We start from the raw sequence: 15,798 nt of genomic DNA, 5'->3' as shown, positions 1-15,798 counted from the left end.
AGCCATGAGCGACGATACCCGGTTGATTTGCCCGGCGCCCATAGGCCAGTACGCCCAGATCGTCATGGCCCATGGCGGAGGCGGGCGGCTGATGCAGCAATTGCTGGAGCGCCTGGTGCGCCCGGCCTTCGCCAACCCGCACCTGGACCAGCGCCACGACAGCGCGGTCTTGGACGTGGGCGGCAAGCGGCTGGCCTTCACCACCGACGGCTACGTGGTCAAGCCGCTGTTCTTCCCCGGCGGCGACATCGGCAAGCTGGCGGTGTGCGGCACCTTGAACGATCTCGCGATGAGCGGTGCGAAACCCTTGTTCCTGAGCGCCGCGCTGGTGATCGAGGAAGGTTTTCCGGTCGATGATCTGGCGCGCGTTTTGGCTAGCATGAACGCCGCGGCGCAAGGGGCGGGAACGGCGATCGTCACCGGCGACACCAAGGTGGTCGAAAACGGCAAGGGGGACGGGCTGTACATCGCGACCAGCGGCATCGGCCTGATCGAACATGACCTGCAAATAGCCCCCGCCGGCATTCGGGAAGGCGATGCGATCCTGCTGAGCGGCGACATCGGCCGCCATGGCGTCGCGATCATCGCCGAGCGGGAAGGGCTGGGCTTCGAAACCGCCGTCGAAAGCGATTGCGCGGACCTGTCCGGCCTCGTGATGCAATTGCTGGCGGCCGGCGTCGAGCTGCATTGCCTGCGCGATCTGACCCGCGGCGGGTTGGCGGCGGCGGTGCTGGAGCTAGCCAGGGATGCCGGGTTCGACATGGAGCTGAACGAGGACGCCATACCGGTCGCCACGCCGGTGCGGGGCGCCTGCGAAATCCTCGGTTTCGACCCGCTCTACGTGGCCAACGAAGGCCGCATGGTCCTTTTCGTTCCGGCGAGCGCCGTAGGCCGGGCGATGGATGTGCTGCACGCCCATCCTTTGGGGCGCGATGCGTCTCTCATCGGGCGGGTCGGCGCGGCGGGCGAAGGGCGAGTCGGCCTGCGCAACCCGTACGGCATCGTCCGCGTACTCGACCTTCCGAGCGGCGAACAACTGCCGAGGATCTGTTGAGTGCTCGCTAGTACTCAGTAACTAGCCCGGATGCAACGCAGTGAAATCCGGGAAGGTCGGAGCACCGATCATCCCGGATTCAGCAAGGCTTCATCCGGGCTACGCTGGCGGAAGTTAGGTCTCTCCTTCTTGCCCATCGCGCCAGGGTAGAGATGGCCAACCGCCATCAGCCCCAAGCGCGCCCTGAAAAAAGAGCCACGCATCCGACGACCTCGACGGAAACCTCGCGAAACCTTTGACCGAGCGCCGTCTTCAGTCCGTCCAGACTGTCGTGCTCGTTCGACATGATTCCCTTCTTGTTGTAGATGTCCATGAGGCGCTTCGCGAATCGACTTCGCGGAACGCCGCCCTGGAGCAGGGTCGAACCGAACAGGACCGCACCGGGATTCATCAGCGCCTTGAGGTGATCGAAAGCGACCGCCTTGGATTCGATGGGCCCCGGAAGGCAGTGGAGCAGGTAATTGATCCCGACCGAATCGAATTTCGGCTCGTCGATGGATATGGGTGCCAGGACGTTGCGGACATAGGTTTCCGGCTGATATCGGGCGATGCGCCGGGAGGCGAAATCCAGCGAGGTCTCGTTGAGGTCCATCAGTGCAACGCGCGGTACCAGCATCGGAAAGCGGCACTTATCCACAAAATAGCCGGTGCCGACGCCGACATCCAAATGATTCGCCGTGACGTGTTTGTTGTAATGCTCTACGAGTCGCTGAGTTGGGCACTTCCAAATCAGTCGGTTGGATAGCCCGAGCACGGCAAGGTCGTAGATTTTCAGGATAGGTCGGGTATAGACGGCCTGGCCGGCGTGAATCTGGTCTGCGGTAAAGCTCATTGCTCTTGTCTCCCTGTTGTGAATCCCGCACTCAAATCGGGACGATCGACCGGCTTGAGCTCGAGTGATGACTCGGCCTTCAAACGAAGATACATCCCGGATGTCTTCTCGTCCTCAGAGTCGGTATTATGCCCATGGAGGCTGTGCAACGAACAAGGTTTTACGCCGACGCCCGTCCCACACCGATATTCCCATCATTCCAGACCCATGTCCCTTCTCAACAGTTGGTTTCAGGAAAAGCAATCAGCCTGGTTGTATCGCGTGATCGCCGCCGCCGAGAACAATCGCCGGATGCGGCGTTTGTTTCGCAAGCTCGCCGAACAGGCCGACACTCAAGCCGCGCTTTGGGAGAGCCGTTTGAAGGCGGAAGGTTCCGCGTTACCGCCTTTCAAGCCGACGCCGCGGGCCCGATTGATCGGCCGCCTGGTTCGGGCGTTCGGCCCGAAGGCCCTGCGCCCGGTTCTGGCCAGCATGAAGATCCGGGGGCTTTCCGCCTATTCGGGCCAAGGGCTGGAGACACGCCATGCGATGCCCACCAGCGCCGAAGATGTAGGCCGGCGCCATAAAGGGGTGGCCGGCGGCAACCTGCGGGCGGCCGTATTCGGCGTCAACGACGGACTGTTGTCGAACACCAGCTTGATCTTGGGTATGGCCGGAGCGAGCACGGGGACCGGGGTGGTGGCGATGGCCGGCATCGCCGGTTTGTTGGCCGGCGCTTTGTCCATGGCGGCGGGGGAGTATGTGTCGATGCGCTCGCAGCGGGAGTTGTTCGAATACCAGATCGATCTCGAACGGGCGGAGTTCGCGATGTTCCCGGAAGAAGAAGTCGAGGAGCTGGCGGTCATTTATGCGGCCCGCGGCATGAGTTTGCAGCAGGCGCGCCGCGCGACCCGACAGATGATGAGCGACCCCGAAAACGCCCTGGATCTTCTGGCGCGCGAGGAACTGGGCGTCAATCCGGACGATTTGGGTTCGCCCTGGGGCGCCGCGTTGTTCTCTTTTCTGGCATTTTCAGGGGGCGCGAGCATCCCGCTCATCCCGTTTCTCCTGGGTTTCGACATGCATAGAGGCGTTCAGATCGCGGGTCTCTCAGCCGGAGCCAGTTTGTTTGCAATTGGGGCATGCTTGAGTCTCTTCACCGGCCGGAGTGCTCTGTTGGGCGGTCTGCGCATGGTGCTGATCGGCGGCATCGCCGGCATCGTGACGTATGCCATCGGTTCATTGATTGCCCCAGGTGCGCCGGGCCTGACCTGATGAGCGATCCAGCGCGACGTTATACCCGGTGTAGGCTTTTCAGATTCCATATCGAAAGGAGATCGCGGACGGAAAAACGAAGCGAAAGTGGGGTAGGTTTCGATTCCAGGCGTTCTCTGCGAAACTTGTTTTAAGAAAGGGCGACTAAGAAAACGTCTCCGACAGTTCGGCAACGACCCCATTTGACCTTCAACTCAGTATTCGGAAGCGATCATGTTCAATTTTCCAGGTCCGGATTTGATCGGACACTTCATATCCCCCGCCGTGCACGGAGCCGGCGACGGAAATGGCGGCGGATTCCTAATGGTTGTCGAGAGCGCGCTCGACACCGTGTCTCGGACGCTCGAGTCCGGATCTTCCGGCAATCCGTTTGCCGGCATCGAGGCGCTGGGAACCAATTGGCACCCGCTAATTGTCCACTTTCCGATCGCTTTTCTGACCGGTTTTTTTCTGCTCGAGCTCATAGGCGTGGTGCTGAGGCAACCGGGACTCCGAAACGCCGCAAGCTGGATGCTTTATTTGGGAACATTGGGAGCCATTGCGGCCGCCGTTGCCGGATTGATCGCGGAAGACACCGTTCCCCACGGCAGCGCCGTACACGACATCATGGAATGGCATGAAAGGCTGGGATTGACAGTGGCAGGTTTGTCATCGGCCCTGGCCATTTGGCGCCTCTTCAGTAGAGAACGATTTTCCGCCATGGCCCAGACTTTACACTTGTTCCTGGGAGCGATCGTCCTCGCCGGCATCGTTTTTGCCGCGGACTTGGGAGGATTGATGGTCTACCAGCACGGTGTCGGGGTAAAAAGCCTACAGGTCGCAGACGACCATCATCATCACGATGGCCACGAGCATCGCCCAGCCGGCTCGGACATGGCTTTGGATGCTCATCGCGAACCGGATTCCGAGGAGGCCGTGCATATCCATGACGAACCGCCCTCCGACGAAACTGCGCATGCCCATGACAAACCGGCCTCCGACGAAACTGCGCATACCCACGGCAAACCCGGTTCCGACAAGGCAGTTCATACCCACGGTAAACCGCATTCCGGCAAGGCTCTGGCGAAATAATCCAAACTGTCTAAACCGGAATTCCTGGCCGGAGGACGAGCGGGGCAGGGTACCAGGGTTCAAGCAACCTCTGCCGATAGCACTCGGTCGGCGCGACCGATAGGGCCATGGCCGAAATCCGTAGTTCTCGTAGCAATCGGAAAGCCGTCGGCGGCGGTTCTGCCGGCCCTACGGCGAATTAATCTCACCCGAGCCCGCCTCGCTCGCAAGGCCGAGTATCCCTGTGCAGTCAAGCGCTCCGGGACTCGGGAGTTGCTGCAATTCCGTGACAATCCCGTTCGACTTTCGCCGGTTTGCACATTATCATTCGTCCGTTTGCTCAAAGCTTTTGCGAGACATGGAATATTCAATAGCCGAATTGCTGCTTTCCGGTATCAAGCTCATGCTGATCGGCATGACGATCGTGTATCTCTTTTTAGCGTTGCTGGTCTGGGTAATCGGTATTACATCGAAATTGCTCAATCGCTACGTACCCGAACCGGAACACGCTCCAGGCGCTTCTGTCCAGGCCCCGGATGTCGAGTCGGATCAATCCGAAATCGTAGCCGCCATAACGGCGGCCATTCACCGGTACCAGAATCAATAACATACAGAGAAGAACTTAGGAGTTTGTTCCATGGCTAACCCCTTAGGCATAACCGACGTCGTTCTGCGCGACGCGCATCAGTCCCTGTTGGCTACCCGTTTGCGGCTCGAGGACATGCTGCCGATTTGCGACAAGTTGGATCAAGTCGGTTTCTGGTCGCTCGAAAGCTGGGGGGGAGCGACCTTCGACGCCTGCATTCGTTATTTGGGCGAAGACCCGTGGGAGCGTTTGCGCGCGCTCAAAAAGGCGCTGCCTCGTACCCGACTGCAAATGCTGCTGCGCGGGCAGAACCTGCTCGGCTATCGTCATTACGCCGACGACGTGGTGGACAAGTTCGTCGAGCGGGCGGCGGAAAACGGCGTGGACGTGTTCCGCATCTTCGACGCGTTGAACGACCTGCGCAATTTCGAAAGAGCCATCAAAGCGACGATCAATGCGGGCAAGCACGCCCAGGGCACCATCTCTTACACCGTGAGCCCGGTGCACACCATCCCGATGTGGGTCGATTTGGCGAAACGCCTGGAGGACATGGGTGCGCACTCCATCTGCATCAAGGACATGGCCGGACTCTTGAAGCCTTATGTAGCCGAGGAACTGATCAAGAAGCTGAAAAAGGCCGTCAAGGTTCCGATTCACATGCAGTGTCATGCGACGACCGGGCTCAGCACCGCTGCCATCGTCAAGGCGGTGGAAGCCGGCATCGATAATGTTGACACCGCGATCTCGTCGATGAGCATGACCTACGGCCACAGCCCCACCGAAGCCATCGTGGCGACCTATCAGGGGCATAAGCGGGACACCGGTCTGGATCTGCGCCTTCTTGAAGAGATTGCCGCTTATTTCCGCGAGGTCCGGAAGAAATACGCCAAGTTCGAGGGCAGCCTGAAAGGCGTCGACAGCCGCATCCTGGTGGCGCAAGTTCCCGGCGGCATGTTGACCAACATGGAAAGCCAGTTGAAAGAGCAGGGGGCTTTGGACCGATTCGACGAGGTGCTGGAAGAGATTCCACGGGTTCGCGAAGATTTGGGCTTCATTCCGCTGGTTACGCCGACCTCGCAGATCGTCGGAACCCAGGCCGTGATCAATGTGCTGTCGGGCGAGCGCTACAAAACGATTGCCAAGGAAACCGCCGGCGTGCTCAGGGGCGAATACGGGGCGACGCCCGCTCCGGTAAATAGAGAGTTACAACAGCGGGTGCTCGAAGGTTCCGAGCCGATCACTTGCCGGCCGGCGGACCTGCTGGAGCCCGAAATGGACAAGCTGACGGCGGAACTCAGGAAAATGGCTGCCGAGCACAAGGTCAAGCTGGCGGAAAACGAAGTGGACGACGTGCTGACTTACGCGCTGTTTCCCCAGATCGGTTGGCGCTTCCTTCAGAACCGCGGCAATCCTTCGGCTTTCGAGCCGGCGCCGGGAACAGAAGAGACTCCGAAGTCCGAAGCTCCGAGAGCCGAAGTTACGCAGGCGGCGGCATTCTCGGACGGGGCCAAGGCCTATACCGTCACGGTCAACGGCAGGGTTTATCACGTCGAGGTCGCTCCGGGAGGCGCCATCACGTCGGTGCAACCTGTCGCGGGGTCGGCTGTGCAGCCCGCCGTTCGCATCGGTACGGGGGAAGCGGTGAAGGCACCTATGGCCGGGCATATTCTTCGGATCAACGTCAAGGAAGGCCAGACCGTTACGGAAAGCGAGGTCGTGGTGGTGATGGAAGCCATGAAGATGGAAACCGAGGTTCGCACGCGTGTAGGCGGAACGGTGGGCCACATCGCGGTCAAGGTCGGCGATACCGTCGCGGCCAACGATGTCTTGCTGACCCTGGGATGAGGTAACCGATGGAGGGTTTCATCCAGCTTTGGCAAAGCACCGGATTGTCCAATTTCCAGATTGGGCAGGTGCTCATGATGGGCGTCGGCTTTCTCCTGATTTTCCTGGCTATTCGCAAGGGTTTCGAGCCGCTGCTCCTGCTTCCCATCGGATTCGGCGCCGTGTTGAGCAATATTCCGGTAGCCGGTATCGCAGAGGAGGGGGGGCTGCTGTCGTATCTTTACTACGGCATTAAAACGGGAATTTTCCCACTGCTCATCTTCATGGGCGTCGGCGCGATGACCGACTTCGGGCCCATGCTGGCGAACCCCAAGACCCTGCTCTTGGGAGCGGCCGCGCAATTCGGCATCTTCGGAACCTTGTTCGGGGCATTGGCGCTGAACCTGGTTCCGGGCCTCACCTTTTCTTTCAAGGATGCCGCAGCCATCGCCATCATCGGCGGAGCGGACGGGCCCACGGCGATTTACGTCGCCTCCAAGCTTGCGCCGGAACTATTGGGCGCGATCGCGGTGGCGGCTTATTCCTACATGGCTTTGGTGCCCCTGATTCAGCCGCCGATCATGCGCGCCTTGACGACGTCCGAGGAGCGCTTGATCGAGATGGCGCAGCTTCGGATCGTCAGCCGCAAGGAAAAGATCATTTTTCCGGTGGTCTTGCTGATCCTCACCGCGATGTTGCTGCCATCGGCCGCGCCTTTGATCGGTATGTTCTGCCTGGGCAATCTGATGCGCGAATGCGGCGTCGTCGAGCGTTTGAGCAAGACTGCACAGAACGAGCTGATCAATATCGTCACGATCTTTCTGGGGCTTTCGGTCGGATCGAAACTGAGCGCGGCGCAGTTCTTGCGGCCGGAAACCTTGGGCATTCTGGTACTCGGAGCCATCGCCTTCAGCTTCGGCACCGCGTCCGGTGTGCTCATGGCGAAGATGATGAATAAGTTCAGCGAAAACAAGGTCAATCCTCTCATCGGCGCGGCCGGCGTTTCGGCGGTGCCGATGTCCGCTAGGGTAGCCAACAAGGTCGGGCAGGAGAGTAATCCGTACAACTTCCTGCTCATGCACGCCATGGGGCCGAACGTGGCCGGAGTCATCGGTTCGGCGGTGGCGGCCGGCGTTCTCTTGGCTTTGGTCCAGTAACCGCGGTTCGCCGGAGACTTGTTTACGGCGGTCCTGCTCTAGAACTTTTCCGGTTTGGCGTAGCATCCACTGGATGCCGCAGGCCGAGAATTCCTTCCCGGCGTCGGCAAAGGATTGCCGACCTACAGCACCTGGCCCCTTATCGCGGCCTACAGAACCCAGTCACCGATCCGTTACCAAAAACGTGTCTGACTCGCCAGAAGACCGGAATGAGCGAGACGTTTCCGGCCTAGCCGTAGGCCATAACTCTCGCGCATACCGCTGGTCCAATACTGGGACAAATCCCGAATTAGGCGTGCGAATTCCAAGAGCCTTTGGATAACACGCCGCTCTCACTCCCTATCAGCGAGGAGAACGATGGACTTCACAAGCATCAACCCGACAACTGGCGAGATGATCAAGCGCTATGCCTCGTGGACCGACAGCGAACTCGAACAGGCTTTGCGACTGACGGCGGACGCATCGCCGGCCTGGCAATCGACTCGAATCGCCGACCGCTGCGAACGGCTGGAAAAAGTCGCCGCCGCGCTGCGAAACCGTTCGGACTCTTATGCCGCGCAAATCACCCTCGAAATGGGAAAACCGATTCGCGAGGCGCGCGCCGAAATCGAAAAATGCGCGTGGGTCTGCGAGTTCTTCGCTAAAAATGCCGAAAGTTTTTTGCACGACGAACCGGTCGAGACCGACGCAAGCCGAAGTTACGTGGCATTTCAGCCCCTCGGAACAGTGATGGGCATCATGCCCTGGAATTTTCCTTTCTGGCAGGTATTCCGGTTCGCCGTGCCGGTACTGGCGGCGGGCAACTGCGCCCTGCTGAAGCACGCTTCCAACGTACCCCAGTGCGCCGAAGCGATCGAGGAGGTTTTCCTGGAGTCGGGAGTACCGCCCGGCGTCTTTCAGTGGCTCAGAATCTCTCACGCCCAAAGCGAAAAAGTCATCGAAGATAAGCGAGTTCATGCGATCAGCCTGACCGGGAGCGAACTGGCGGGACGGCGGATAGCGGCTTTGGCCGGAAAAAGCCTCAAGAAGACGGTTCTGGAACTCGGAGGCTCGGACCCCTTCGTCGTTCTGGCCGACGCCGACCTGGAACTCGCCGCGACGACCGCGGTAACCGCGCGGTTCCAAAATTGCGGCCAAAGCTGTATCGCGGCCAAGCGCTTCATTCTGGCCGAATCCATCGCGGATGAATTCCTGGCGTTGCTCAAATCAAAAGTCGACGCGCTGGCGATCGGCGACCCTGCACGGGAAGAAACCCAGATCGGCCCGATGGCGAGGAGCGATCTCCGCGATGGAGTCCATCGCGCGGTCATCGAATCCGTTCGGCAGGGAGCGGTCATTCTTTCAGGCTCCGAGCCGATCGAAGGACCGGGTTATTTTTACCGGCCCTCGATCTTGGATCGGGTACAACCCGGAATGCCGGCATACGAGGAAGAGCTGTTCGGACCGGTCGCCGTGGTGTTGCGGGCGAGCGATGAGAAGGAAGCGCTTGAAATCGCAAACCGGCATCGCTACGGCCTCGGCGCATCGGTTTGGACACGCGATCGGGCCAGGGGCGAAGACTTTGCGCGGCGACTCCAATGCGGCGCCGCTTTCGTTAATGGCATGGTCAAGAGCGATCCGCGCATGCCTTTCGGCGGCGTGAAGGATTCGGGCTACGGGCGGGAACTGAGTATTTACGGGTTGCGGGAATTTACCAATATCAAGAGCGTGTGGATCGGCTGACGGGTGACCGGTTTGTCGGCAAGGGATGGCCGACCTACCGCTGTAGGGTGGGTTAGGCGCGCATTGCCACGAGCCATACCGTAAAGGACTTACGCCGAATCGCCTTTAGTCCCCTCTCCCTCTGGAAGAGGGTAAGGGCGTTTCTTTTCTTCGTCCTTTCCATCGTTAGTCCCGCTCGCTTTATCAAGTCCGTATGCCGAGAAAAAGCCGTCCTGCATTGTTTGCCAAAGCTTCAGGTTCTGCCGGGTCAACTCCGTAAACACGGACAAGGGAGCGTTCTTGATCAGATTTGCCATCTGGGCCTGCATCAGCTTTTGCTGCTTTAGAAAGACATCCATGCTTTCCTTGAGATAGGCCGTCATGAAGCCTTGCATCGCATTGCCGTAGGTCCGGATGATCTGTTCCAGAATCTCGGTGGTGAAGATCGGCTGGCCTTTTTCCTCTTCTTCCAGGATCAGCTGCAAGAGAGTGCTCCGGGTGATGTCCTCGTCGGTTTTCGCGTCCACCACCCGGAACTTGATAGCGTCTCTTACGAGTCCACGGATGTCCCCAAACGTAACGTATTTACTGATGGCCGTGTCGTATAGGCGCCGGTTGGGATATTTCTTGATGATGCGTTCGTTGTATGCGTTGCTCATATTCCGGGGTTGTCATGCGGCCTACCCCATATGTTGGCCGCCGTTGATCGAGAAATCGGCTCCCGTGATGAATCCAGCCTCATCACCCGCCAAAAAGCTTATCAGCCGGGCGACTTCCGAGGGCCGACCGAACCGGCCGACCGGGATTTCCGCCAGGATTTTAGCGCGATGCTCTTCCGGGACGCTCATGATCATCGGCGATTCGATATAACCCGGCGATACCGTGTTTACGGTAACTCCCTTTTTCGCGACTTCGCGAGCGACGGACATCGTGAACCCGTGAATTCCGGCCTTGCTGGCGGCATAGTTCGCCTGGCCGAACTGGCCCTTTTGGCCGTTCACCGAGGAGATGTTGATGATGCGGCCGAAGCCGCGATCCTGCATTCCTTCGATGATGCAGCGCGTGGTGTTGAACACGCCGTCGAGATTGGTACGGAGCACCGTATGCCACTGCTCGGGCGTCATTCTGCGCAAGGTTGCGTCGCTTGTGACGCCTGCGGCATTGACGAGAACGTCTACCCCGCCGTACTTGCGCGCGATGTCTTCGAACACGGCAGTGGTGTGCCCGAAATCCGTGACATCGCATTCCATGGCGTGCATCTCGTAGCCTTCGCTCTTGCGCGCCGCTTCCCACGCGTCGGTGATACAGTCTAGCGCCCGCGGACGGCAAAGGGCAACGACGCGGCTAGGCATCGCGGCCAGGTGCCTGCATATTTCGGTGCCGATAGTTCCGGTTCCCCCGGTTACGACGGCCACTCGTCCATTCATGAGAAAATCCTCCGTGCTAGGTATAAAGCTGGGCCGGGCCGGACCGAACCATTCGGAAATGCCGGGATCGGCTGCCCCCTTGCCCCGGCCTACAAATTATGAAAATCGTAGGTCGGCAATCCCTTGCCGACAAATGTGCTCAGGTCCGGCTTCTCCCAGCAGTTGTACAAATCCTGACAAAGCCGATATGGCTTATCGACCTCCAATCTCCGTCTACCGCTCCACGGCGACGGCGATGCCCTGACCTCCGCCGATGCAAAGCGTGGCGGCGCCTTTGTGTACGTCGCGGCGGCGCATTTCGTGCAACAGGGTGACCAGAATCCTCGCGCCGGACGCGCCGATCGGGTGCCCGAGCGCTATGGCGCCGCCGTTGACGTTGAGCTTGTCGGTATCCCATCCAAGTTCGCGGTTGACCGCGATCGCCTGGGCCGCGAAAGCTTCGTTCGCTTCGATCAAATCGAGATCATCGATGGTCCATCCGGCCCGGTTGAGACAACGCCGCGTCGCCGAAATCGGACCGGTTCCCATGATCGCCGGCTCGACACCCGCGGTGCCGAAGGCCGCGATACGGGCCAAAGGCTTCAAACCGTATCGCTCGGCCATATGCGCGGACATCACCAGCACCGCAGCCGCCCCGTCGTTGATACCGGACGAGTTGCCCGGCGTGACGGTACCGTTCGGCCGAAAGGCGGGTTTCAGCTTTGCCAGCGCTTCGGCGGTGGTGCCCGCACGCGGAAATTCATCGGTATCGAACACGATGGCCGGACCTTTGGGCTGCGGAACTTCGATCGGCACGATCTCGTCCCGGAATTTCCCCGCCTTTTGCGCGGCTTCCGTCTTTTGCTGGGAGGCGGCGGCGAAAGCATCCTGTTCTTCCCGGGATATTCCGTACTGATCGACGATATTTTCCGCGGTGCAGCCCATGTGGCAGTCGTGGAAGGCATCCCAAAGCCCGTCCACGATCATGCTGTCGATGAGCGTCCAGTCGCCCATTTTGACTCCGTTGCGCGAATTGGGCAGCAGGTGAGGGGCCGCGCTCATGTTCTCCTGACCGCCCGCAATCACGATTTCCGAGTCCCCGCACTGGATCGACTGCACGGCCAGTTGTACCGCCTTGAGGCCGCTCCCGCATACTTTGTTGATCGTGGTGGCCGACACTTCGACCGGAAGATTGGCCTTGATCGCCGTTTGTCGGGCCGAATTTTGCCCGGTACCGGCGGTGAGCACCTGTCCCATGATGACTTCGTCGATCTGCTGCGGCTCGAGGCCGGTTTTGGAAAGCAGATCCAGGACGAGCTTGGCTCCGAGATGTACGGCCGGAATATTGGCGAGAGTGCCGCCGAATTTACCGATCGCCGTACGCACGGCGCCTACGATTACTACATCTTGCATTGATTGACCTCTTGTTGAGACTGAATTTTGAAATAGGAAAGGGCCGGTGTCGGAGGGCGGACAACCGGCCCGTCGCCTTACGGTCTGATGGAAATGCGCTCAATCCAAACCGTAACTCATCCTTTCTGAGCTCCTCGCGGTGCCTGTTGCCCTTCGGCGCCGGCCGCGGCTTTGGCAGTCTCGCCGCCGGCCCGCGCGGTGGTTTCGGCCGCGCGCGCCGCTCTCTCCGCGGTTTCTTTCGCCGTCTGATTGGCCCACTCGTTGAATGCGTCCTGGGTTTCCTTCGCCACTCGCAGATAGTCTCCTGCGTGGTCCGCGATCTTTTGACCGAATTCGGAAATCAGTTTCCGTTCCCCGTCCTTCCATTTGTCGGGATCTCTCGTTTCGCAATTCAATTGCGCCTGGCGCGTTCCCATCTCCAAATAGTCCTGAGCCATGGCCAAATTGCATTTGGCGACTTTCTCGACGGCCTGTAACGCAATCTCGTTCCACCGCATGAACGGGTCGACCGCTATACGGTTCATCTCGAACCATTGATCGTAAACTTGCCGATTACCGGCCATCCTTTCGGCCGCCTGAAGGGCGATTTCGTTCCAACGCATCAACGGATCGAACGCCGCGCGGTTGATCTCGAACCATTGATCGCACATTTGACGAGTGTTCATCACAAGCTCCTTAACAAGGGTTTAAACACGCTGGGAATCCGGCAGTATCAGTGGTGCACTGCACCATACCGGAGCGGGACAAGCCGATCAATAGGCCGGAATACTTACATTCAGCAAGAGCATTGATGTGTAAAAAGTAATAGTGATCCGATTCGGGAACCGTGCCTGCAAAACACAGGTCGGATGTCTTTGAATGACGATTTTCGTACTGGCAAACGACAGACCAGATGTTTTTATGCGTATCGAAAACGAAACGCTTCGATCACGTCTTCGCCGCGAGGAAACAAGCGGTTCACCTCCGGTTTACAATGCTGCGTCGCAACATTGATCTGGTATAGTATCGACACGGCGTCATGCCGTAACAAATCCGACCAACGGAGACTCGAATGACTGATCAATCTTCCTCCCCAGTGGATGCCTGGGCTCGTCTCTGGCTAGACACGCAACGCAAGTACTGGGAGTCGTGGTCCGATCTTTCCCGTAAGGCGATCGAAGAACCTCGAGCGGTTTCCGAGGGAGCAGGCCCGGAAGCTGGACCCGGTCCGTTCGACTGGGGCGATTTCTGGATCGCTACGCAACGGAAGAGCTGGGATCTCTGGCTCGAACTTTCGCGGCAAACCTTCGAATCCAAACCCGGGGCGACGGATGAGAAAGCGCCAGCCGACTCGTGGTCACGCCTTTTCGATCTATGGGGCACCTTTTGGATGCCCCTGATACCGGGACACTCCCGCGAATCGATCGGAAAGCTGCTGGACGCCAATAAAGCCTATTTCCGCATGGGAGAGGGATTGTGGAAGATTCTTTCCAACAGCTACGGGGCCGCTCAAGGCGCGGAAAGCCAGTGGGATGCGCTCAGCCGCAGCGTCAGGCAGATGCACGAACAATTCGGGGAGCAGCTTCGGGCCGCCAAGGATCCCTGGTCCGGGTTCGCCACCTTCTGGGGCATGCCTTTGGACAACTGGCGCCGCGTCTGCTCGGCGTTCTCGATCTTGCCGGGCGACATGGAGAAGGCGGTACGCGGATTCGGCTCCCCATACGGCCCGGAAACCTTGCACCAGGGCATGGTTGGCCTCCTGTCGATGCCGACCATCGGCTATACCCGCGAATGGCAGGAAGAGCTGCAACGCTGGGGCTTGCTATGGCTCGATTATTATCAGGCTCTCCAGGCGTATGCTCTGTCCCTTTCGGGAATAACGGCGAAAGCCATCGATCTGTTCGCCAACGAGCTTTACGAAAAAGCCCAAAAAAGAGAATCGTTCGACAGTCTGCGCGCCCTTTACAACTTGTGGATCGACTGTAGCGAACAGGCCTACACCGATATATCGACTTCGGATGAATTCACCCAGGCTCAAACCCTGTTGACCAACGCTGTCTTTGCCGTAAAACGCCAGGAACAGAAGATGGTCGAGGAGACCCTCAGCGCATTCAACATGCCGACGCGCCGCGAGCTGGACACCAGTCACCGCCGCGTTCATCAGTTGCAGCGGCGGGTTTGGCAGTTGGAACAGACGCTGGAGGAATCCGGCGTACTGGAGCTTCGGGCCGAAGTTTCGGCCTTGCAGCGCGAGTTGGAAAACCTGCGCGGGCAAGCGCGAGGCGAAAAGAGCGAAACACCCAGCGCGCCACGCAGAACGAGGGCCAAGACATCTACCTAAGTTATCGAGGAGCGAGCGATGCTACGCCCGGAACAGATTACTCAAGAGCTTTTTGAATTCAACCGCCGAATCGCGAACGGGATGACCACGCTCAGCAAGATCGGCCGAGTCGACGTGGAAGCGAGCCCCAAGGATCCGGTTTACCGGGAGGACAAACTCGTTCTTTACCGTTATCGCCCGCGGCGGGAACAAGTCTCGACCGTTCCGCTGCTGATCGTTTATGCCTTGGTGAACCGTCCTTACATGACGGATCTTCAGGAAGACCGTTCCATCATCCGCGGGTTGCTCGATCAAGGCGTCGACGTTTACCTGATCGATTGGGGTTATCCCGATGGAGCCGACCGGTTTCTCGACCTGGAGGACTACGTCAACCGGTACATACGCCGGTGTGTCGATTTCGTCTGCAAACAGCACGACCTGCCCAGCATCAACGTGCTCGGGATCTGCCAAGGCGGCACCCTGAGCCTGTGCTATACGGCCCTGCACCCCGAAAGGGTGCGCAATTTGATCACCATGGTGACCCCGGTCGACTTCCACACGCCGGACAACACATTGAGCCACTGGTATCGCGATCTCGATGTGGACCTCATGGTCGATACCCTGGGGAATATTCCCGGCGAGCTGCTCAACTGGAGCTTCCTGTCCTTGAAGCCGTTCCGGCTGACCGGCCAGAAATACGTGGATATGGCAGACATTCTGGAGGACGAGGACCGCCTCAAGAATTTCCTGCGCATGGAGAAGTGGATTTTCGATAGTCCGGATCAGCCCGGCGAACTGTTCCGGCAGTTCATCAAATGCTTCTATCAGGAAAACCGGTTGATCAAGGGAACCTTGAAAATCGGCGGGCGGACCATCGATCTCAAGCAGATCAAGATGCCGGTGCTGAATGTCTACGCCACCGAAGACCATCTCGTTCCGCCGTCGGCTTCCATTCCTTTGGAGAAATACGTCGGCACCAAGGATTACGGCACGATCGTTTTCAAGGGCGGCCATATCGGGATCTACGTCAGCAGCCGCTCGCAGAAGGACATCCCGCCGGCGATCGCCGAATGGCTTAAGGTACGTTCTGAGGAATGAGGCGCTTGCTGCGGTAGCGTGTAAGCCCGGCTCCGGGAAGTGCGCGGAACGCGCCGACCAATTTTCGGCGACAAGGAATCTCGCCGGTCGTGATCGGTGCGGTTCGTCCACCCGCTGCACCCTA

The 15,798-nt window shown here is 59.2% G+C and carries 14 protein-coding genes; 9 read left to right on the top strand and 5 right to left on the bottom strand.

Annotated features, from left to right (window positions below; translation table 11 throughout):
• The first annotated feature begins 4 nt into the window (after positions 1-4).
• Positions 5-1,054, top strand: a complete 1,050-nt coding sequence (hypE, locus tag JOD69_RS12515; RefSeq protein WP_245245583.1) for a hydrogenase expression/formation protein HypE — start codon at positions 5-7, stop codon at positions 1,052-1,054.
• Positions 1,055-1,220: 166 nt separating this feature from the next.
• On the opposite strand, the gene JOD69_RS12510 is transcribed toward hypE, so the two are convergent.
• The gene (locus tag JOD69_RS12510) at positions 1,221-1,886 is read right to left on the bottom strand and encodes a class I SAM-dependent methyltransferase (RefSeq protein WP_210023969.1); all 666 of its coding nucleotides are present in this window, start codon (positions 1,884-1,886) and stop codon (positions 1,221-1,223) included.
• A gap of 207 nt (positions 1,887-2,093) precedes the next feature.
• On the opposite strand from JOD69_RS12510, the gene JOD69_RS12505 reads away from it, so the two are divergent.
• The 6 genes from JOD69_RS12505 (at position 2,094) to JOD69_RS12480 (ending at position 9,479) form a co-directional block, all read left to right on the top strand.
• Complete coding sequence (locus JOD69_RS12505) at positions 2,094-3,140, top strand: VIT1/CCC1 transporter family protein (protein WP_210023968.1); 1,047 nt, start codon at positions 2,094-2,096, stop codon at positions 3,138-3,140.
• Between the two features lie 213 nt (positions 3,141-3,353).
• A complete protein-coding gene (locus JOD69_RS12500) occupies positions 3,354-4,211 on the top strand; it encodes a DUF2231 domain-containing protein (RefSeq protein WP_210023967.1) in 858 nt (285 codons plus the stop codon).
• 337 nt (positions 4,212-4,548) lie between these two features.
• Positions 4,549-4,797 carry an OadG family protein gene (locus JOD69_RS12495; RefSeq protein WP_077732259.1) on the top strand — a complete coding sequence of 83 codons (249 nt, stop codon included), beginning with the start codon at positions 4,549-4,551 and terminating at the stop codon, positions 4,795-4,797.
• A gap of 30 nt (positions 4,798-4,827) precedes the next feature.
• Entirely contained in the window at positions 4,828-6,621 is a 1,794-nt protein-coding gene (gene oadA, locus JOD69_RS12490; RefSeq protein ID WP_210023966.1) for a sodium-extruding oxaloacetate decarboxylase subunit alpha, read from the top strand.
• Between the two features lie 8 nt (positions 6,622-6,629).
• Positions 6,630-7,757 (top strand): sodium ion-translocating decarboxylase subunit beta, encoded by a 1,128-nt coding sequence (locus tag JOD69_RS12485; protein WP_077732261.1) that lies wholly within the window; start codon positions 6,630-6,632, stop codon positions 7,755-7,757.
• A 357-nt stretch (positions 7,758-8,114) separates the two neighbouring features.
• Positions 8,115-9,479 carry an NAD-dependent succinate-semialdehyde dehydrogenase gene (locus tag JOD69_RS12480; protein ID WP_210023965.1) on the top strand — a complete coding sequence of 455 codons (1,365 nt, stop codon included), beginning with the start codon at positions 8,115-8,117 and terminating at the stop codon, positions 9,477-9,479.
• Positions 9,480-9,568: 89 nt separating this feature from the next.
• Here JOD69_RS12480 and phaR read toward each other — a convergent pair whose 3' ends face one another.
• The 4 genes from phaR to JOD69_RS12460 all read right to left on the bottom strand — a co-directional run bounded on the left by phaR (position 9,569) and on the right by JOD69_RS12460 (position 12,942).
• Complete coding sequence (phaR, locus tag JOD69_RS12475; protein WP_133716061.1) at positions 9,569-10,117, bottom strand: polyhydroxyalkanoate synthesis repressor PhaR; 549 nt, start codon at positions 10,115-10,117, stop codon at positions 9,569-9,571.
• 21 nt (positions 10,118-10,138) lie between these two features.
• On the bottom strand, positions 10,139-10,885 hold the full coding sequence (gene phbB / locus JOD69_RS12470; RefSeq protein WP_077732264.1) for an acetoacetyl-CoA reductase: 747 nt from the start codon (positions 10,883-10,885) through the stop codon (positions 10,139-10,141).
• A 213-nt stretch (positions 10,886-11,098) separates the two neighbouring features.
• The gene (locus JOD69_RS12465; RefSeq protein WP_086133389.1) at positions 11,099-12,277 is read right to left on the bottom strand and encodes an acetyl-CoA C-acetyltransferase; all 1,179 of its coding nucleotides are present in this window, start codon (positions 12,275-12,277) and stop codon (positions 11,099-11,101) included.
• Positions 12,278-12,393: 116 nt separating this feature from the next.
• A complete protein-coding gene (locus JOD69_RS12460; RefSeq protein WP_077732266.1) occupies positions 12,394-12,942 on the bottom strand; it encodes a phasin family protein in 549 nt (182 codons plus the stop codon).
• Between the two features lie 386 nt (positions 12,943-13,328).
• On the opposite strand from JOD69_RS12460, the gene phaE reads away from it, so the two are divergent.
• Both phaE and phaC read left to right on the top strand, forming a co-directional pair.
• Entirely contained in the window at positions 13,329-14,597 is a 1,269-nt protein-coding gene (gene phaE / locus JOD69_RS12455; RefSeq protein ID WP_077732267.1) for a class III poly(R)-hydroxyalkanoic acid synthase subunit PhaE, read from the top strand.
• An 18-nt stretch (positions 14,598-14,615) separates the two neighbouring features.
• Complete coding sequence (gene phaC / locus JOD69_RS12450; RefSeq protein ID WP_077732268.1) at positions 14,616-15,674, top strand: class III poly(R)-hydroxyalkanoic acid synthase subunit PhaC; 1,059 nt, start codon at positions 14,616-14,618, stop codon at positions 15,672-15,674.
• Positions 15,675-15,798 lie beyond the last annotated feature (124 nt).

Source organism: Methylocaldum sp. RMAD-M (genome assembly GCF_017832375.1).
GTDB lineage: Bacteria > Pseudomonadota > Gammaproteobacteria > Methylococcales > Methylococcaceae > Methylocaldum.
The sequence above is the reverse complement of the archived record's forward strand: the minus strand, read 5'-3'. Positions and strand labels throughout refer to the sequence as shown.